General features: G+C 55.6%; 9 protein-coding genes. 2 read left to right on the top strand and 7 right to left on the bottom strand.

The window, feature by feature from the left end; all coding sequences use genetic code 11:
- The first annotated feature begins 68 nt into the window (after positions 1-68).
- On the top strand, positions 69-1,070 hold the full coding sequence (locus tag NM686_RS15210; protein WP_255188706.1) for a phage integrase: 1,002 nt from the start codon (positions 69-71) through the stop codon (positions 1,068-1,070).
- Positions 1,071-2,008: 938 nt separating this feature from the next.
- Positions 2,009-5,179, top strand: coding sequence for a hypothetical protein (locus NM686_RS15205; protein WP_255188705.1), 3,171 nt, complete (start codon positions 2,009-2,011; stop codon positions 5,177-5,179).
- Between the two features lie 320 nt (positions 5,180-5,499).
- Here the strand turns inward: NM686_RS15205 and NM686_RS15200 are convergent, their stop codons facing one another.
- The 7 genes from NM686_RS15200 to recC all read right to left on the bottom strand — a co-directional run bounded on the left by NM686_RS15200 (position 5,500) and on the right by recC (position 20,700).
- Positions 5,500-7,773, bottom strand: coding sequence for an exo-beta-N-acetylmuramidase NamZ domain-containing protein (locus tag NM686_RS15200; RefSeq protein ID WP_255188704.1), 2,274 nt, complete (start codon positions 7,771-7,773; stop codon positions 5,500-5,502).
- Between the two features lie 222 nt (positions 7,774-7,995).
- Complete coding sequence (locus NM686_RS15195; protein WP_255188703.1) at positions 7,996-9,258, bottom strand: putative glycoside hydrolase; 1,263 nt, start codon at positions 9,256-9,258, stop codon at positions 7,996-7,998.
- A gap of 45 nt (positions 9,259-9,303) precedes the next feature.
- Entirely contained in the window at positions 9,304-10,110 is an 807-nt protein-coding gene (locus NM686_RS15190; RefSeq protein WP_269021856.1) for a polysaccharide deacetylase family protein, read from the bottom strand.
- Positions 10,107-11,531: a glycoside hydrolase family 30 protein gene (locus tag NM686_RS15185; protein WP_255188701.1), complete on the bottom strand. Its 1,425-nt coding sequence runs from the start codon at positions 11,529-11,531 to the stop codon at positions 10,107-10,109. Before NM686_RS15185 ends, NM686_RS15190 begins: the two co-directional genes overlap by 4 nt.
- Before the next feature lie 120 nt (positions 11,532-11,651).
- A complete protein-coding gene (gene recD, locus NM686_RS15180) occupies positions 11,652-13,568 on the bottom strand; it encodes an exodeoxyribonuclease V subunit alpha (protein ID WP_255188700.1) in 1,917 nt (638 codons plus the stop codon).
- Positions 13,565-17,245, bottom strand: a complete 3,681-nt coding sequence (recB, locus tag NM686_RS15175; protein WP_255188699.1) for an exodeoxyribonuclease V subunit beta — start codon at positions 17,243-17,245, stop codon at positions 13,565-13,567. Before recB ends, recD begins: the two co-directional genes overlap by 4 nt.
- Positions 17,242-20,700, bottom strand: a complete 3,459-nt coding sequence (gene recC, locus NM686_RS15170) for an exodeoxyribonuclease V subunit gamma (RefSeq protein ID WP_255188698.1) — start codon at positions 20,698-20,700, stop codon at positions 17,242-17,244. Before recC ends, recB begins: the two co-directional genes overlap by 4 nt.
- Positions 20,701-20,747: the final 47 nt, after the last annotated feature.

The raw sequence follows: 20,747 nt of genomic DNA, 5'->3' as shown, positions 1-20,747 counted from the left end.
GCAGGCTTGAGAGGGTCTGCCGATTCATTTAACAAGGCGCGGTTATTTTAAGAGCGGGGTTTGAAGTCATGGCGGTGAAACGGGATAAGGACGACACTTGGCGCGTGCAGGTCGATAGAAAGGGCATACCCCGAACCAGGCGCGGCGGGTTTGCCACCAAGGAAGAGGCCGAGCTGTTCGAGCGTGATTACTTGGCCCAGCATCGAACGACCTATGAGCAGGCCATGGATGATCGATCATTGAAAGAGCTGATCGAAAGCTGGTTTATTTATCACGGCATCAACTTGGCGGACGGCGAGCGCCGGCGCCGCGCATTGCTACAAATGGCTACCGATTTGAAAAACCCCGTGGCCAGTCAGTTGACCGCCGAGCAGTTCTTGAAATATCGCTATGTAAAAACCTTTGAAGGCGATGCCGTCTGCTTTAAAACCTTCAACAATCTGCAGGGGTATTTGGTGGCGGTGTTCAACAAGCTGAAGAAGCTTAAGGTCATTACCTACCATTCGCCCATCTGTGATATTGATTTCTTCAAGATTCAGGAACGCCAGCTTAGCTATTTGAGCCGGTCACAGATCGATGAGTTGCTGGATTCGATCAAGATACACTCGCAAAACCTCAGCACGTGGTGGGTGACTCAAATCTGTTTGCGGACCGGCGCCAGGTGGAGCGAGGCCGAGAAGTTGACGCGCAAGCAGTTGCGCGATGGCCGGATTACTTTCGAGTTCACCAAGTCCAAGAAAACCAGAACGGTTCCGCTAGATCCCGCATTCTTCCACGCGCTTGATCAGTTCGCCGGCCATATGAACCCGGACGACCGTCTATTCAAGAATTGCATCGGAGCATTTCGGCGGGCAGCAAAGCACACCGATATAAAATTCCCTCGAGGCCAATCCACGCACATCTTGCGGCATTCGTTCGCCAGTCACTTCGTGATGAACGGCGGCAACATTCTGAGCCTGCAAAAGATTCTTGGCCATGCCGACATCAGCATGACGATGCGCTACGCCCACTTGGCGCCGGATCATTTAAAGGATGCGGTTAAGCTGAACCCCTTGGCGGCGGCAGCATGACCGCTGTTGACCTTTCAGCGCTAGGTCAGCAACCAAGCCCAAAATCACTCCTCCTCGCCCGCGGGGTTTTTGCAAAAATTTTGTGCGTTGTAATAAGACTTCACTCTTGTTGTTAGATGAAAATCGAAGAAAAGCATAGAAAAACACGTTAAAAAACTAAATCTTTTGGGTATTTGTGGATAAATTCTTGATTTTGATTTGAATGGGATTTTTCGTTAATTGAAGCAAAACGGCGGTTTTTGAAGCTGATAAGCAACAAAGAAACCAACAAAAAACCGAGCAAAAAATAAAATCCTTTTAAATCAATTTGTTATATTTGTTTCCAATATTTTTATAAAAAGGCGCGCACTAATACACAACAAAATAACCCAATTAATATCAATATCTTGCGTAATTCATGAGCAAAAAAATGGCGGTTTGTTGCGGTCATATACGCCAATGAGCCGTCAATAGATTTTCGTCTTCAAATGCATGCAAATCTTGGAAAAATCAGCTTACAGATCTTTATGGCGTGTCCTCGAGTGTGTCCTCTTAGAAGAATGTATTTTTAAAATAATAATAAAAACAAAGACATATTAAAAATTTCGATTCCGACCCTCGTACCATTTAAGTGTACGGAGACGTGCAAAGAAGTACGAAAACCCGCTAAGCTGTAAGGCTTAGCGGGTTTTTTATTGCTCAGCGAAATACAGGGGCATTCACAAAATTGTGTCCTTCATCGTATCCTCTCGAGAGTAGTCGCTTTTTACGGCAATCTCCTCAGCGAAGGGGTCCTATCCGACAAAAAGCCCGTTTTTGCTTGATTCACTCAGCATCCTTTCCATTCTGATGATTACGTAATAGGGATCAGTTTCTTAACGGCGTGAATGGAAGCGCTTGCCGCCTTCGGGTATGATCCAAGCCGCGACCGCAAACTCCAACTGATAGGGAGCCATTCAGTGACTCAATCTGCCTACGCCTTCGACAGTGACCATCGTTTCATCATCGATCAGTATAATGAACAAGCGCCATTCGCCAGTTTTTTGCCCGGTATTGCCGGTGTCAGAGGACGACCGGCCTGGGCGTTTTATGTCAATCGCGGTCAGGCCGTGGCCAGTTTTGGCGTGCGTAACAAGGATGGCGCCTTTTTGGAGTTTTTCCCGGCGGACAAGGCTTATCAACTCACAACGTCGCGCGGGTTCCGCACCTTTTTGAAAATCCACGATGGCGACAACGTGTCTACTCATGAACCGTTTCAGCGTGGTGCGGGAGCCGAAACCCAACAGCGCTTGTCTGTGTCGCCGCACGAAGTCGGTGTCGAGGAAGTCAATCCTGATCTGGGGCTAATCCTGCGCGCCGACATGTTCACGTTGCCGGAAGCCTCGGTGGCGGGCTTGGTCAGACGGGTCGAAATCGTCAATAGTTCGGCTAGTTCCAAACGCATCGAAATTGTCGACGGCCTGCCGCTGGTGCTGCCCTTTGCCATGAATCAATGGATACTCAAGTTCATGAGCCGCACTTCGGAGGCGTTCATGCGCGTGGAGGATGTGGAAGACAATCTGCCGTTTTACCGCTTGAAAGTCTGGCCGACCGACACGCCGCAAGTCGAGCCGGTGATTGCCGGCAACTTTTTCGTCGGTTTTTTGCAGGGTGTTCGTAACCCGGTCATCGTCGATCCGGAGCGGGTGTTTGGCTTGGCCGGCGACTTTGCCACAGCGGAACGGTTTTTTGCCGGTCAGGGCCTGGATTTGGCCCGGCAAGTCAGCGCCAATCAGACCCCATCGGCGTTTCAAGTCCTGACCATCGAATTGGCGCCGGGTGAAAGCCAGGTGTTCTACGGTGTTTATGGTCATGCGGCCTCAAAGGAAATCTTTCGGCAATTCGTCGCCGAAGCCGGCAATGCCGATTATTTGGACGCCAAGCGCGAGGCCAATCGTCGCTGGGTGGACGACATCAGTCGGCGGGCCTTTACCGTCACCGCCAAACCTCTTTTCGATGCCCATGCCCGGCAATGTTATCTGGATAATGGTTTGCGCGGCGGCTTTCCGCTGGCGGTGCCGGGCGGCGTGCAGTTGTATTTGTTCGGCCGCAAGCACGGCGATCTGGAGCGCGATTACAACGACTTTCTGCTGCAGGATACGCCTTATTCGGAAGGCAACGGCGATTTTCGCGACGTGCTGCAAAACCGCCGGGTCGATCTTTTTTTCGAACCGGGTTTGGCCGACAAAAACATCCGTTACTTTTTTAATTTGATTCAGCCGGACGGCTATAACCCGTGTTCGCTGCGTAATTCGCGGTTTGTCGTGGCAGCGTCGCAGGACTTGGCGCAGATTTGTGCCAGGATTCCCGGCCTGGAAGCACTGTTGGCACAGGAATTCAAATACGCCGAGCTCTGGCAATTGCTGGAAACGGCCGGCGTCGAGCCGGAAACGGTCATTGGCGAGATTCTGGCTATAGCTCAGGAAGTCGAAGATGCCGAATTCGATCGCGGTTATTGGTCGGATCATTGGACTTATCTGGTCGATTTGCTGATCAATTACGCGGCTATCTTTCCAGACCGCCTGGCCGAGTTGTTTCGGGACAAGACTTATACCTTCTTCGATCCTACCCATTTCGTGGTCCCGCGCGCGCAAAAATACCAGATTACGCCGAACGGGGTGCGCCAATACGGCGCGGTGCAGTTTTGCGCCGATAAAAAAGCCCTGATCGAATCGCGTAGCGGCCGCCGTTATCAGGTGCGTTCCGAGGCTGGCAAGGGTGAGATCGTTTACACCACGCTGCTCGGTAAAATCTTGACCTTGGTCGTGAACAAATTAGCGAGCCTGGACCCGGCCGGTGTGGGCGTTGAAATGGAAGCGGACCGTCCCGGCTGGTGCGACGCCTTGAACGGCTTGCCGGGTATTTTGGGTTCTGCGGTCAATGAAACTATCGAACTGAAACGCTTGGTCGATTTTTCCTTGCAAGCCTTGGAGGGTGTCGAGGGTGCATGCTCGTTGCCGCTTGAATTAGCGGACTTTTTAGCTGGGCTGGACGCGCTGTTGCAAAGTTCGGACTTGTCTGCCGAAGCATTTTGGCGACAAAGCGGCGCCTTGAAAGAAGCTTATCGGCAAAAGGTATTCATGGGCTTTGCCGGCACGGAACGCGCGCTGAGTTTGGCGAAGGTGAAAAGTTTTCTGGTTTCCGTATCCAGGCATCTCGACGCGGCGATCTGCAAAGCCCGCACGCCGCAGGGCATCGTGACTTATTTTGTCTATGAGGCCGAGCAATACACGGACATCGGCGAGGGAAGGGCGGAGGTCATGCGTTTCAAACAAAAACCGCTGCCGCTGTTTCTGGAAGGTTTCGTGCACGCTTTGCGCATTGCCGGCCAGGGCGAGGCGCGTCGGCTTTACGCCGCGGCCCGAAACTCGGAATTGTTCGATGAAAAGCTGGGCATGTACCGCTTGAACGCGCCATTAGGGGATCATGCGTTGGAGCTTGGCCGTATCGGCGTGTTCAATTACGGCTGGCTGGAAAACGGCTCGATTTTCCTGCACATGCACTACAAATTCGTGTTGGAGATGGTACGCGCCGGCTTGGTCGATGAATTTTACGCCGACATGGAAAAATTGCTGGTAGCGTTTCATGAGCCCCAACGATACGGCCGCAGTCCGATAGAAAACTCCAGTTTTCTGGTCAGTAGTGGATTTACGATCGATCCGCGTCAGCACGGCAGAGGTTGCGTCGCTCGTTTATCCGGCTCGACGGTGGAATTTCTTCATCTATGGCTACAGCTTTTCCTCGGCGCCGCGCCGTTTGTCTGCCCGGAGGGCAATTTACGATTTCAGCTCAAGCCGGTGCTGGCGAAGACATTTTTCTCGACACAGCCGCAAACCGTCAAACCCTTTTGCCGGGAAGAAACATTGCCCGCCAACAGTGCGACTTTTACCTTATTCGGTTCGACGTTGTTGGTTTACATCAACCCAGCACGCAAAGATACGTTCGGTGCGGACGCAGTGCAACCAAGGCGTTATCGCTTGTACGCTAGCGACGGCGACTCCCTGAGCGTGGAAGCCGGTTATCTGACGGGACCGGTCGTGGAGGCCTTGCGTCAAGGACAGATCCGGCGCGTGGATGTGGAACTGGAGTAGAACAACGATGCCAGTGTCATCGTCACGATAACCGATCAACCCAAAAACATCGTAGTCCACGAAAAGCACGAAATACACGAAATAAATCATTATGTTATGAACGCTTATCGATTCACCTGCCCGGTGCAGATCTTTAGGATGATAACTGTTTGCAACTTTTCGTGATTTTCGCGTGTTTCGTGGACCCAAGGATTTTTCTAGGATCAAGGCCAGGGCTTCGATCGGCTTGAATATTTAGGCATAGGCAACAGCGTCACGGCGACGGCGTTCAAATGATCCGGGTTCGGGATCAAGTGCGCGGATCAAACGGCTCGCTGAGTCTAGTAGATCAGGTATTTTGCCCGTATTTTTAGAAATTCATCCAAGCGGGATTGCCAGCCGCGCTGGATTTCTTCGGGGGATTTACCCTGTTTGATCGATTCAAGCACGGCACGTGAACCAAACATCGACCGTGTCCGGTCTAGCTCGAAACTATCCGGATATAAATGCTGCAAAGCTATGGTCAATTCAAGGCCTAGACGTGGCGCGTCGAATGTGTCTCTATCTGTCAATTGCAAGCGCACGCCCTCGCAGCGTTGCCTGCGATAGCGATCGGATTGGGGCTGGAATGTCGTCGGAGTGAAGCTGACGCCAGGGATCTGGCGTTGATTCAGATAGTCGGCGAGCCGGTAGCCGGAAATCCAAGGCGCACCCACGATTTCGAACGGCGTGTCGGTGCCGCGTCCAACACTGAGATTGGCGGCTTCGACGAGGGCTACACCTGGATACAGTATCGCTTCAGTCAGGGAGCGAATGTTGGGCGAAGGATCGATCCACGCTAAGCCCGTTTCGTCCAGCCAGCTGTCGCGGCGATAACCTTGCATGGGCATTACCTGCAGTTTGGCGCCAATCCGATATTCATGGTTGAATAACTGAGCCAGTTCTCCAACCGTCATGCCGTAGCGGACGGGTAGTGGAAAGTAGCCGGTGAAGGATTTTAGAGATTCATCCATGACAGGCCCTTGCACGATAGTCGCATTGATCGGGTTTGGTCTGTCCAGCACGTAAAAATCAAGCCCGGCCGCGGCGGCGGCCTCCATCGCATAAGCCATCGTCGTGATGTAGGTATAAAAGCGCGCGCCGATGTCTTGAATATCGTAAACCAGCGCATCCAGGCCTGCCAGCATTGTGGTGGTGGGTTTTTTGTCGTTGCCATACAAACTGTAAATCGGCAAACCGGTAACGGGATCTTGCCCGGAGGCGATTTTTTCATCCAATTTGCCGCCAAGGCCATGCTCGGGGCTGAAAATCGCCCGCAATTTCAGGCCGGGCGCCTGGCGCAATAGGTCGATCGTCGAACGGCCATCCGCGCCGATACCCGTGTGATTGGTGATGACCCCGACATTCTTGCCCTGCAAGGGCGCAAAGCCGGCGGTTTTGAGGGTTTCCATGCCGGTCCGTACCGAATCCACATTATCCGCTTGTCCCGATCCGGGCATGATGGGGGCCGCATCAGCGCCGGTTTGGGTGATGGAATCGGCGGCAGGTCCCATGGGCAGCGCACTGGCGACCATGGCTGCGGCTTTGGCTCGTAATGGCCTCGCATTACCCTTGCCATCCGGATGCAAACGGCTGGTAAGGATGATCAAAAAGGTTTGGGATTTTGGCTCTATCCACAAGGATGTACCGGTGTATCCGGTATGGCCGAACGAGCCCAACGGAAATGAGCTTGTATGGTCTTTGCTGTACGGTGAACGGATGTCCCAGCCCAAGCCGCGTAACGTGGATTGGCCAGAGATGCCGTGCGGGTTGGACAGGGCGGTTACGGAATCGGCGGAGAGAATGCGCCGGCCGTTTTGAAGACCACCGTTAAGCAGCATTTGTGCAAACACAGCCAGATCGTCGGCCGTGGAAAACAAGCCGGCATTACCCGCCACGCCGCCCATGCGGTAAGCGGTCGGGTCCTGCACTTCGCCCCAACGTAGATCGGAAGGGGCTACACGCGGCCGGAGCCGGGGCTCGGGTTTGAAAGTCGTGTCCTTTAGGCCCAGCGGGGTAAAAATGTTTTTGGCGCAATAGTCTTCCAGCGGCAGCCCTGACACGCGCCGCACGATTTCACCCAATACGATGAAGTTGACGTCGCTATAACGAAAAGTCGTGCCTGCCGTGCTTAGGGGCTTGTCGGCCAAGATGGCTTGCATGGCGCCTTGGTAATCGGACCAGCGCCCTTTGCCGTTGACTTCGGCGCGCAAGCCGGAGGTGTGGGTCATCAATTGGCGCAAGGTGATGGCTTCCTTGCCGTTTTGACCAAATGCCGGCCAATACCTGGCGGCGGCATCGTCCAGTTTCAATTGACCGCGCTCGACCAGCTGCATGATGGCCGTGCTGGTGGCGACTACTTTGGTGACCGAGGCCAGGTCGAAAAGCGTGTCCGTCGTCATCGCTTCCGGATGCGGCCGCGTGCTCTTTTGCCCAAAAGCCTCTCGGTAGACGATTTTGCCTTTATGGCCCACTAGAACCACGGCCCCGGCGATATGGCCGGCGGCGATCTCCTGGTTGGCGATCTCGTTTAGTTGAGCAAAGCGCGCGCGCTCAATATCGTGAGAGGCTGTCATTGCCTGGTTTGCGGGTATAGGCGTCATGGTTGCTGCGGTTTTGACGCTATCTGGCCGGGGCGCATGTGATTCACATGCGCTGAGGAGGGCAAATGAAAGGGCTGCGATGGCAGCCATTGCGTAGAATCGATGCCTGGCATGGCGGGGGCGTTTGATCGTTAATAACAAAAATCGATTGGGCATGGATCGTTCCAATATTGCTTGGGCATCGTTTCCCGGATGTCATTCTCCGTTGACTGTATCTGAAAAAATCCCCGTCGGGTAAACATTGCGTGGATTCCAAAACATCCAGCCGCTAGCCCCAAAATCGTCTGCTGCCTTGATTTGCAAGCGCATTCTCTCTTCCTTGAAATCACCGCCGCGGAAAGCGTAGTCGCGAAAGGCTTGCAGCCAGGGGCGGAAACGCAAGGGTGAGGCGCCGGTGCGTTCTTGGGCGCGCTTTAAAGACTGATAAACGATGGGGTAAGTGTTTTTGACCGGATTGCGGTATTTGGGAATGCCCAAATGATAACCCGAAGGGTATAGCATCGGCGAAACGACATCCACCGCGTTGGTGATCGGCCCAATTTTCTGGCCGATGTCGGTATCGTTGGTGTTCCAAACAACATAGCCGAACACATCGGCGGCCACCATCACGTTATAGGGCGAGAGGGCTTGGTAAGCCGTTTCCAAAAAGCCGGTGATCGCTTGGGTGCGGCTATCTTCGGTCGATGGTTCAGAATAGTTGCCGCCTCGGGTATCGGGAAAGCGAACGTAGTCGAACTGGATTTCATCAAAGCCCATTTCGGCCACTTTTTGCGCGATGGCGATATTATAGTCCCAGACTTCTCGCCGGAATGGGTCCACCCAACGCAGTTTTTCCCTATCGGTATAAATGCCGCCGCCCTTTTTTCTAACGGCCAGTTCCGGTTTGGCCTTCGCGAGTAAATCGTCTTTGAAAACCACGATGCGGGCGATCAGATACAGATTTTTTTCTTTAAGACTCGTCAATAGCGCCTGCATGTCTTTGACTAGAATGGTATTTTGCGCACCGATACGATCAGCCAGCGTCAGATCGACCGGGAAGGGAATGAAGCCACGATCACCCTTGACGTCTATGACCAAGGCATTGAGATGGTTTTGTTCGATGGTTTTCAGCGCATCGTTTCTCAGCTTGGCACTCGCCATGCCATAGACGGTCAGATATAAGCCTTTGACTTTGAAAGGCGATAAGGTTATGTCAGCCGTTGAATTGTCTAATTCGGCGCTGGCGATTTCGCGCTTTGCATAACCCGCCGCCCTGAGTTTCAAAACATCCCCGCTGCCTTCCAAATGATACAGGCCGTCTTTGTCGGTGCGTACCCATTGTTCACCCAGCGTGACTACTGCGGCCTCGATCGGTGAGCCAGTGACCGCATCGGTCACCCGTCCTGCATAAGCCAATAGCTGTGCCGAATGGCACAAGATGCCAAGGAACAGCACAAAACCCCATTTGCGAGCATGCATAACGTTTCTCCATGATTTAAGACATTGCCACACCGGACAGGCGGGTCACTGAGTTTTCGCCGTTTTCTTCGCGGTGGCGCGGCCTTCCATAATAGCTGCGAAGCCCGTCGTGCCGTCGCGGTTTAGCATCAGATAACGGGGCTGTGACATGATGTTTTCGCTGATATCGGCGTGACGCCTATCGATGCTGAAGGCGGCAACATAGCCCGCTTCTTTGGCGGCCTGAGCCAGATAATCGTCGTAAATACCGAAAGGCCAGGCCAGAATATCCACGGTTTTTTGCAATTTTTTCTCCAGTATGGCCTTGGATTTTTCCAGCTGATCCTTGACAAATTTCCGATAGGTTTCAGGGGGGAGTTTTTTACGCTCTTTCTTGAAATTCGGACTCCAAAGCGTGTGCGATTGAATGTCGAACAGCCCGGTTTGTTGCAATTCCGCCAGTTGGCTCCAGGTTAAGGCATAGTTGGCATTGGAGATGGCCGAAGGATATATGAACAAGGTAATCGGAATTTGATGGCGGCGGACGATGGGCAGCATTTGGTCGTACACCGAGCGATGCCCGTCATCGACCGTGATGACCACGGATTTCTCAGGGGGTGGCGGACGCTTGCCGAGCAAATAGTCTACCAGCGTCGAGAGCGGTATTACGCTGTAGCCATTGTCCTGCAGCCAGTTCAATTGCATTTCGAAGAGGGTAGTGGTTACGGTCATGCTGACAGCCACCACGGGACCGAACCGATGGTAATTTAACACTGGAATGCCGCCGTGATGGTCCGCAAAGGCGATCTGCGTTTGAAGTGTCAGCAGAAAAACGGCACCAGCGCGTAGGAAGCGGGAAAGGGTAGTCATCATTGCATTAGCGCTTGCCAGCGGTCTTCGCCTACGCGTTGGGTGGCGGGCCAGACATAGGTGGCCACGGTATTCGCGGGCAGCGTCGTAATCGCACTTTGGTCTGCAAAACGGATGTTAAAACTTTGCGCTTCCGCGCCGTCGTTCAGCACGATCAAAACGGCTAAACCCTCCGGGGTCAGAAAAGCCACATTCGGCAATACGGCAGCGTCGGAATGAATGCGTACCGAGCCTGGGCGCACCCATTTCGCGGCGTGGGCGATGATGTAGTAGGCCACGTTGCGGGTGACTTGGTCGCCGTCCAGGGTCAACGCGCCGACGCAACGCGATTCGCCGCCGAGCGTGTGTGGCTGGCAGAAGGGATCGGAGGCCAGGTTCCATTCCAGTACTACCTGGCTCCAGTTGCGCGCTGCGCCGATCAGCACGTTTTTGCTGTGCCAGATCAAATCGCCGCCGAATTGGCCGTCCGAGCCCACCCATTGCTCGGTGAAATACAGCTTGAGGTCCGGATAGGCTTTATGTATTTCGGACAGTACCGAAATGTCGCCGCCGTAAAGATGCCAGGCCGAGCCGCTCAGGTAACGGCGCGCCTCGGCATCGGCGAACACCGCCAGCGGGTATTCCGGTGCATCGCAATTGTGGTCCCAGCAGAACACTTCCACGTCGTTCAAGCCGGCTTCGGTTAGCGCCGGTCCCAGATGGTTTTTGATGAAGTCGGCCTGTTCGAGGGCTTCCATCACCATGCTGGGATCGTTTTTGAAATTTTGTGGTTCGTTTTGCGGCGTGATGGCATGAATCACGATGCCGCGTTCGCGCATCGCCAGCAGGTACTTGACCAGATAGGCCGCATAAACGGGATAGCATTCGGCTTTGAGCCGGCCGCCGACGAAAGCCCGGTTGGTTTTCATCCAGCGCGGCGCCGACCAGGGCGTGGCGATGATCTTGAGGTCGGGGTTGAGTTGCAGAATGTCCTGTAACAACGGAATGATCTCGATATCGCCGGCCTCGATATCAAAATAGGCCAAATCAAAGTCGCTGTCTCCATCGGGCATGTCGTCGTAGGAAAAGCTGCGTTCGCTCAAATCCGACGCGCCTATGCTCAAGCGCAAAAAACTGACGCCGATGCCGTCGCCGTCGGGCAGGAACAATTCCCCTAGCAAGGCTTGCCGGGTGTCGGCAGGCAGGCGGCTGATCAGCATCGCGCTGCCGCCCGTCAACGAAAAACCGAAACCTTCCATGACTTGGTAGCGCCGAGTGGCGTCGACGCTTATCGACGGTAAATCAGGCATGGAGCGGCCAAAACAAGGTGCCGCAGGTTGCCGTTCAAGCAGGAAATTCTGGTCGGCACTGGTCAGCCAGACGGCCAACGGAACGGGGCGGTCCATCTGTATCATTGAATCCTCAAGCGGGATGGCGTGGGTCATTGGAAGTCTCCGGCGGAAACGCGTAAGTTTCATTGTAGGAGCGACGCCTAGTCGCGAATTGAAGGGATTCATCGCGACTATGCATCGCTCCTACGATGGTCATGTATTCATGATCCTTTGCTAACACGTGACCATGATCGCTTGAGCTAGCACCTCGCTACGACTTTCCAGCAAGGTAAAACGCTGTTTGGCGCGCGTGATGCCGGTGTAGATCAATTCTCGCGTGATGACCGGGCTGCGAACCGGCGGCAACATCAGCGCGACATGAGCGAATTCCGAGCCTTGCGATTTATGCACCGTCATCGCAAAGGCGGTTTCCACGTCCGGCAACCGCATCGGCGACAACCAACGCAATTTACCGTGGCCCTGGCTTTCATCGCCCGGAAAAACCACCCGCAATCGGCCACCGGCATCTCTTAGGGCGATGCCGATATCCCCATTCATCAGGCCCAGATTATAGTCGTTGCGCGTGATCATCACGGGTCGGCCTTCGTACCACAGGGCCGCTTTTTGGCCGGTAAACAGCCATTGTTCGATGCGCTGATTGATGCGTTCCACGCCCCAATCGCCACGGCGCAGCGCACACAGGATTTGAAAACGATCGAAAGCCTGCAGCACGGCTAAAGCCCATTGCTCGTAAGCATCGGCGCCGGCTGGGCGCTGGGCGATGATTTTAAGATAATGGCCGTAGCCGAATTTGCCTTGGGCGGCGTCCGCGGCAACGATCAAGCGTCTGAATTTGATGTCATTGGCATCGACCAAGGCCAAACGTTCGAGATCGGGATAAGTCTTGGTATCGGCCAGGATGGCATCCGTCCTTACGGCATCGCCGGCATTGACGGCTCTGGCCAATTGACCAATGCCGCTTTGCGCGCCGAAGCGGTGGCTATGCCGGAGCATGACGGTTTGCTGATTGATTGCCGAACCGGGCCTTATCGAGGCCTCCAAGGTTATATCCGCATAATGCTGGATCCAGTCGCGGGTGGCTTCATCATAAGCCGCTTGGGCGGCGCCGCGACATAAATCCCCCATCACCGAACCGGCCTCGACCGAAGCCAACTGATCCTTGTCGCCGAGTAAGATCAGTTGCGCCGTATCCGGCAAGGCATCGAGTAGCGCAGCCATCATTTCCAGATCGATCATCGAGGCTTCATCGACGATGACGATATCGGCCAGCAAGGGATTATGCCGGTGATGGCGGTAGCGGCGGCTATCGGGACGGCTGCCTAGCAAGCGGTGCAAGGTGCTGGCTTTTTGCGGTATCTGCGCTTTGATCGCATCCGGCAGGGGCAGGTTTGCCAGGGCGTTGGCGATCGATTCGCTGACCCGCGCCGCGGCTTTGCCAGTGGGTGCCGCCAATAGTATCGTCGGTTTGCGTTGACTTTCGGCCTCCGCCAGTTCTATCAACAAGCTCAACAGCTTGGTCAATGTGGTGGTTTTGCCGGTGCCCGGGCCGCCGGTGATGATCGCAAAACGAGCGCGCAAGGCCAGGATGCAGGCGATTTTTTGCCAGTCTGGTTGTGGCTGGTCGCCGGCGAATTGCGCTCGCAGACTGGCCTGTATCGAGGCTGGCAACGCCGTGCGTATGGGCTGCAAGCGGCGGGCGATTTCATTATCGACGATTTGCTGATAGTGCCAGTAGCGGCGCAGATACAGGCGATTGCCTTGCAATACCAGTGGTGTATTGCCGCTGCCGATGGCGACCAGACACGACTGGCCGAGTTTGTCCTGCCAGTCCTGCAAGGTGTAGGCTCGGAAGGTGTTCAATTCCGCCGCGCTATCTTGCTGGCCGCTCTGCCAGGCTTCGTCGTTCGGTAAGGCCAGGGTCAGGCCTGGATCGAGGCAGAGCTTTTCCAGGTCCAGATAGACTTCTCCCCGTTCCAATTGATGGCTGAGCAAAGCGCCGGCCCACAGCACCGCCTCGCTGGCATGGGCGTCCTGGTCCAGTAAAAAGCCGGCAAAGGCCCGGTCGAGCGGGCTGAGCCAGCCATAAGCTATCCATTGATCGATCTGGGGTAAAACCCTTGCCGCGCTCATGCTACCAGCCCCGGCATCGTTTCGCCGCGGAACAGCGCATCGAGGGCTTCGATCAGTGTTTTGTCGGGCTTGTAAAACACCCGGCCGGCACTCGCATTGTCCACGCCGCGTAGAAACAAATAGATACTGCCGCCGATATGGCTATCGTAATCGTAACGTTCGCCCAGCCGGGTTTTCAGTAGCCGATGCAAGGCCAACAAATAAAGCATCGATTGCAGATCGTAGCGTTTGTTCAGCATGGCATTTTGCAATGCGGCGTCGCCATAGGCGTCGCTGTTGGTGCCCAGGGCATTGAATTTGTAATCCAGCACGTAATAGCGATCTTCATGCACGAACACCAAATCGATGAAGCCTTTTAAAAGCCCATGGATTTGGTTGGCTTGTAGGCGCGGTCTGGCAAGGCCGGCAAAGGTGTGCCGCGTGACTAGCGTATCGATGAGCCGAACGTCGGCTGCCTCTGCACCCAACAAAAACTCCATCTCGGCTTGATAGCGGTGGCTTGCCAAATCCGACAGGCTGATGCCGGTGTCGGCCAATAGCGGTAACTTCAGCCATTGTTGCAGAGCCTGCGCCAGGATGTTTTGTTTGTTTTCCCAGTTATGTCCCTTGAATAATTTGTCTATCAATGGCAGCGCTAGTTCTGGCTGAGCCAGCACCGCGCCAAAACCGAGCAGCGCGCATTGTTCCAGCAGTTCGTGTACCAAGACGCCGGGTTCGGCTCCGCGCGGCAGGCCATGCAGGCCTGATGCCGCCTGCATGGGAGGGTTGGGCAAGGGTTCCGCCTCGTCGCCCTGTTTGTCTTCGCGATAATTTTCCGCTTCGCTTGGGGCGCTTGCTGGTTTGCCAGCCGTTATTTGCTCGGTTTGCAGGGCTGTGTAGCTGGCTATCCACCAATTGTCGCCGACCTTGATGGTTGAGTCGCGAGCGGCATCGATTTCGGTTTCCGCGTGCGGCGGCTGGTAGGGCATGGCAGTGGCCGCTGGCGGATTTTCGATGGCGATGGCGGCGCAATCGCCCTTGAGCTCGCTCAAGCGGCTTTGCAGTTCGCTGGCCGCCATGTCGGGCTGCCAGCCTAGCACATAGCCCAGCGCGCTTTTATGCAACAGGCTGTTCTTGCTGTTACCGGACTTGATGGCCGCCACGCCCAGCCAACAGGCGTAACGGGCGCGGGTGACCGCCACATACAACAGGCGCAAATCTTCCTGCAGGCGTTCCTTGTCGCTGATGGCTTTGCACTCATCGCTTTTACTCAAGTCGATACTCAGGTTGAAGTCGGGGTCGTGATAACGGTAATAACGGGTGTTGCGGCCGCCTACTTCCCGGAAACTACAGATGAACGGCAAAAATACCAACGGATATTCCAGGCCCTTGGATTTGTGGATCGTCACGATTTTGATCAGATTGGCGTCGCTTTCCAGCCGGATCACGTTTTCCTCGGCGGCTTGTTCACTGCTGGCTATGGTTTCCGCCAAATGCCGGATCAAGGCTTGCTCGCCGTCCAGATGGCTCCCGGCATGCTGCAACAGTTCGGCCAAATGCAACAGATTGGTCAAGCGGCGTTCGCCGTCGGCGAGAGCGGCAAAACGGGCGGACAGGGCGTAATCGCTCAGTAATTGCCGCAGGGTTGGCAAAATGCCATCCTGTTGCCAGCGTTGTTGATAGCCTATAAAACGTTCCAGTTGCGACTCCCAGAGAGGTTCGTCCAGCGTCAGTCGCCGCAAGGTCTGATAGGGCCAGCCTATGGTCGCGGTGCTCAGGGCCGCGCGAACCTTACGCTCATCGCGCGGCTCCGCCAATGCGCGCAGCCAGATCAATATGTCTTTTGCTTCCGGGCTGGCGTATATCGATTCGCGCTCGGACAGGTAAACGCTACGCAGTCGCCGTTCCGCCAGGGCCTGACGCATGATTCTGGCTTCGCTGCCGCTGCGCACCAGAATCGCAATGTCAGCCGGTTGTAACGGGGCCATCTGGCCCTGCGCGTCGCGAAAGCCGGTGTGTCCTTTTTGGCCGCCGGTCAACAGGCGCACGATTTCGCTGGCCGTCGCGGCTGCCATTTGCACGCGATAGTCCGGCATGCCGATGGCTTGCTCGCCATCCAGCCGCCAAAAGGTTAGCGCGGGGGCGGATTCTTGCTCGATGACGAAAACCTCGTTGCGGCCCTTGGCCGCTACCGGGATGAACGGCAAAGGATCGAACTCATCATGCTTGAAGTAAAAGGCGCCTTCGGCTTGTTGCTGGTCGGCATGGGCAAACATGCGGTTGACGGCGGCTACCAGGCTTTCGGTCGAGCGGTAATTGGTGCCCAGGGTGTAGTGCTTGCCCAATGTGGCTTGATGGGCTTTGAGATAAGTAAAAATATCGCCGCCGCGGAAGGAATAAATCGCCTGTTTCGGGTCGCCTATCATGAAACAACCGAATTCTTCCTCGGCATCGGCCGGGTACAAGCGCGCGAAAATGCGGTATTGCACCGGATCGGTATCTTGAAATTCATCGATCAGTGCAATTGGATATTGTTTGATGATCGTAGCGGCCAGCCGTTCGCCGTTCTGGCTTCGCAAGGCCGAATCCAGCCGATTCAGCATGTCGTCGAAAGTCATGCGGGCGATACGCTGTTTTTCGGCGTCGTAGCGTGCCCGCAGCCATTGAATGGCGTGGCGGGTAATCGAATCGGCGATATCGATTTCCTGTTCGCAATGCGCGATGAAATCGTCGATGGCCTGAAAGGTCGTTTGCTGAAACTGGTCGATTTTGTTTTGATGGGCTTTGGTCAAGCCCGCTTGCAGCTTTTGCCGGCCAAATTTGGCCAAGTCATCCAAGCCTAGCGTGGCGCCCTGCGCCCAGGCGGCCATGTGCTTGAGTTTGTCGGCAAAGGTATTTTTTCGATATTGATTGCCGTTGAGCCAGCCGTCGTTCGAGGCTAGTTGCAAAAGCGCTTCGAGCGCTGTCTGCTGACTCAGCCAATGTTGGCGGGCTTGATTTTCCAGGACGTCGCACTGGCGTTGCCACTGTTCCCACGCTTCGAAAACCGGCCGGATGTCGTCTGTTTCGCAATTCAATCCGGCGGCTTCGGTTTCGAACAGCAGCGGTTTCAAGATGGCGGCCAGTTGCTCGGGTGACGCTGCCAGTTTGTTCACGGCCAGACAGGCGGTGGCGGATAAGGGGTAAAAAAATTGCCGCCAATAGTCCCTGACTACCTGGTGCAATAATTCCTGGTCGTCGCTATCGACTTCTTGCTTGAACAGGCTGCCGCTGTCGAAGGCGTGCTGTTGCAGCATGCGATTGCACCAGCTGTGTATCGTATAAACGGCGGCTTCGTCCATCCAGTTGGCGGCCAGCTCCAAGCGGCGAGCGCAGTTCGGCCATTGTTCTGCGGCATAGTCAGCGCGCAGCCGCTGCAGAAAGTCGTCGCTTTCCATCGAACTGTCGCGGAAATAGCGCGCTGCCTGGGTCAAACGGGCGCGTATGCGTTCGCGCAGTTCCTTGGTGGCCGCGTCGGTGAATGTCACCACCAGGATGTCCGGCGGCAATAGCTCGCTGCCTTGCATGCCGTGGCCGAGGATCAAGCGTACATAGAGCGCGGCGATGGTATAGGTTTTACCGGTGCCGGCGCTTGCTTCGATCAGGCGCGTGCCAGACAGCGGCAATACCAGCGGATCGATGGCGGTGGCGCTGGTCATGCTAGTAAATCCTTTGCTTGCAGATTTAAAGTCATGGGTCGGTAGAGTTTTTCGGCCCAGAACGCGAAGCCGTCTGTTTCACTCTGGCACAGACTGGCGAAAGTCGGGAAAAAACGCGCCAGATAGGCGTCGTAATCAAGCTCGCCGTCGTTCCATTCGTCGCCTTCGTAGCGTGCTTGAGCGTTATCCGGCTCATGCAACCAGACAAAAGCCGTCAGGCAGGCTACCGGCAATGGGGCATGCAAACCGCGATGCCAGCCTTCGAGCAAAATTTGTAAACAGGCCCTGGCGTCGTCGCGCGGCAAAGCGGGCATCTCGATCACGCCGTCGGCGCCCACCACAAGGCTATCGACCGCCGTGCCGTCCGCGCAAGCGGCGAGATGCTGCAGCCAGGGCAGCAGCAGATGCTGATATTGGATGCGCTTGTCTTTGCGCAAAGTCCGCGCGGTCAGCGTGATGAGCGCCATGGCTTGCGTGTCGCCGGCTTGGCGCAGATGGCCGAGTCCGGCCTCCAGTCGAATGTTGACCGTGTCCGAGACCTCGAAGGTCAACTCGATTTGCCGGGCTTTCAACGTATCGGGCCAGGCTTTCAGAACGGTTTGGTAGTGTTGCCAGGCTTGCTGAGCGGGTTGAGCGATACCGGCGAAGGTGGTTTCGGCAAAGCCGCCGAGCGGCAGTTTGCCTTGTCCGCGTAAGGTCGTCATTTGTCCGTGCAGAAATTCGGCCACATCGATGGGTTCCTGCCGCTGTAAACCATCCAGCAGAGATGTGCTGTATGCCTGGGCTTGTAAGCGATCGAAGCCGAAGGGTTCGTTGTCTTCGCTGGTCACATCGTCGCTATCGAAGCTGAACTTCAAGGTTTGTTGACAGTAGCTCTTGACCGGCGCGCGTAAAAATCGCGCCAGCGCTTCCAGCGTTAGGCTGTAAGCGTTTTCTTCGCCGGGGGCAGGGGGGACATCGTCGATGATCGCTTCGGGAACCGTTTGAAACCATTCCTTGGCATAGGTGAACAAACGCGCATTCCGGTTTTTCTTGACGTAATCGGGGCTGAAGGGCTGCAAGGGATGCTCCAGCGTCAAGGCATCGAGCAAGTCTTGCGGTTCCTGCAGGCGCCAGCTTTGGCTGATGAAATCGCGTAATTGCGCGATCAGGACCGACGGCGGCCGTTCGCTGTTGTCGCGAATGCTGCGGCCCACCCAGCTGAGGTAAAGCTGCTCTCTGGCCGAAAGCAGGGCTTCCAGAAACAGAAATTGATCGTCCTGCCGGCGCGAGCGGTCGCCGGGGCGGTACTGTCCGCGCTGATTCATCAAATCGAAACCGTGCGGATAGTGGCTGCGAGGATAATCGCCGTCGTTCATGCCCAGCAGGCATATCAAGCGAAATGGAATCGCCCGCATCGGCATCAAGGTGCAGAAATTGACCCGGCCGCTCAGGAAGCGTTGCTGTAGATTGGGTTCGTCCACCGTGGCCAGCCAGGCTTCGCGCACCACGTTCAAGGGCAGTTTGTCGGCTGCCGTGCAGCCTCCTTGCGTGCAAGCCTGATGCCAGGTGGTCAACGCGCGGTTTAAGCTATCGAGGGTTTTGCGGTCGCGCTCGTTGTCGGCAAGGAAAAACTCTGCTAGCAGCTGGTCGAGGATAAGTAGCCAATCATCCGGATTTCTTTGCGTTCGTAGCGTGTCGGTGTAACGCGCCAATGTGTCCAGCAGATGACATAAATGTCCCAGCCATTGCGCTTCGAGGCCGCCGATTTCTGCGTAAGGTTCTATGCCGTTGAAGGCTTCGCCGTTGCCGACGGCATAACCCAGCAACATGCGGCGCAAGCCAAATTGCCAGGTGTTGGCGACAAAATTGGCTGGCATGTCGGCGCTGCGGGCACGATGGTCGGCATTCAGGCCCCAACGGATGCCGGCTTGTTCCAGCCATTGGTGCAGTTTGGGGATGGCGTTTTCGCCGATGTCGAAACGCAGCCGTAAAGCCGGTACTTCGAGCAAGGCGAGAAATTCACTGACGCTGAAACGAGACTCGGGCAGGTGCAAAAGTGCTTCCACCGCAACCAGCAGAGGATTTTCGCCGCGTTGTTGTTGATCGGCCAGGCTGAACGGGATGTATCTGGGGTCGTCGGCTTGCACCTGGCCGAATACCGCGCGAATGTGCGGCGCGTATTGGTTGATGTCCGGCACCATCACGATGACGTCGCGCGGAGTCAGTGGTTCGCCCGCCTGCGCGGCGGCGTTGAAGCGCGCCAGCAGCTGATCGTGCAGGATTTCCACTTCCCGTTGCGGGCTATGCGCGACATGAAAGGCCAGTGAAGAGTCGGCATGGTCCAGCAATTGCGGTTCTGGCGGGACAGGTTCCAGATCCAGAATCGATTGCTGTAGGCGTTGCAACAAGCAGCGCTGACCGTCCGCACCGTAATCCTTGAACAAATCGATTTTTTGCTCGGGCCAATGCCAGTTGGCGTAGGCCGTGGTTTCGTCAAAATGATCCAGCAATCGGATGTAATCGCGGCCTTGCTTGCCCCAGGCGGCGAGTAGCGGATTGGCATGCAGATGCAGTTCCTCAGCGCTCAGGCTGGAGCTCATGCCGGCCTTGTAGCTTTGCCGGCGGCGCTGGGCCTTGAGCAGTTCCTTGTCTTCGATGATGTCGGCCCAGTAATGCTGACAGGGGTTATGCACGAACAGCACGATCTGACAAAATTTACCCAGCTTGGCCAATACCTCCAGCGATTGTTGCGGCAGGGACGACAGGCCGAACAGCATGATGCGGCGCGGAAGGCCGACTGGACGTTGTTGCAGGGTGTCGATATGCGCCATGAATTGCGCATGGACCGAAGCGCGGCTGGCAAAGGGATTGAAGTTCTCGCCCAGGTCTGCCAGTATCGCGCGCCACAAAATGGCTTGCCAGCGTTGTTGTTCGGGCAAGGGGAAAGTCTCGCCATGCGCATTGCGTAAATGATCGTGACCGGCTGCCCAGTCGCTGATCCAGTCCGAACGATAAACCTGATATTGGTCGAACAAGTCGGCCAATTGTTCGGCCAGTTGGTGACGCTTGCGATCATCAAGGTCCTGTTGCAGGAAATGGGCGAGTGATTCGAAGCCCTTTTCACCGGTCAGTATCGGCAGCAAGCGGTACAGGCGCCAACTGAGCGGGGCTTTGGCCAAAGGCTGTTCTTTCGGGATTTGTTGGCCCAATACCGCCCGATAAACGCTCCAGATGAACAGCGACGGCAACTGGACTTGCATTGCGGCGGCAATGCCGAGCGCGTCGTTTTGCGCCAGACTTTGTTTCAACCATTGGCCCATGCCGTTGCTTTGCACCAGAAACACTTCGTTTTCCAGCGGCGCGAGCGGATGCTGACGTAGCCAGTATTCCACCACGTCCCGCAGTGTTTCCAGATGATTCGAATGGATCACGGCTATGCCGTTATCCAATAGTGTCCGGGCGTTGGTGGACATCAGCGAATTACCGCGCCAGCCATGGTGTGAGAGCCTTCATGTTCCGG

The sequence above is a fragment of the Methylomonas rapida genome, from assembly GCF_024360925.2.
Lineage (GTDB): Bacteria > Pseudomonadota > Gammaproteobacteria > Methylococcales > Methylomonadaceae > Methylomonas > Methylomonas rapida.
This window is presented reverse-complemented; position numbering and strand designations above follow the sequence as displayed.

Coding starts and splice junctions, on each gene's coding strand:
- NM686_RS15210 (WP_255188706.1), top strand. CDS start 69: ATGGCGGTGAAACGGGATAAGGACGACACTTGGCGCGTGCAGGTCGAT.
- NM686_RS15200 (WP_255188704.1), bottom strand. CDS start 7,773: ATGACAGCCTCTCACGATATTGAGCGCGCGCGCTTTGCTCAACTAAAC.
- NM686_RS15195 (WP_255188703.1), bottom strand. CDS start 9,258: ATGCATGCTCGCAAATGGGGTTTTGTGCTGTTCCTTGGCATCTTGTGC.
- NM686_RS15190 (WP_269021856.1), bottom strand. CDS start 10,110: ATGATGACTACCCTTTCCCGCTTCCTACGCGCTGGTGCCGTTTTTCTG.
- NM686_RS15185 (WP_255188701.1), bottom strand. CDS start 11,531: ATGACCCACGCCATCCCGCTTGAGGATTCAATGATACAGATGGACCGC.
- recD (WP_255188700.1), bottom strand. CDS start 13,568: ATGAGCGCGGCAAGGGTTTTACCCCAGATCGATCAATGGATAGCTTAT.
- recB (WP_255188699.1), bottom strand. CDS start 17,245: ATGACCAGCGCCACCGCCATCGATCCGCTGGTATTGCCGCTGTCTGGC.
- recC (WP_255188698.1), bottom strand. CDS start 20,700: ATGTCCACCAACGCCCGGACACTATTGGATAACGGCATAGCCGTGATC.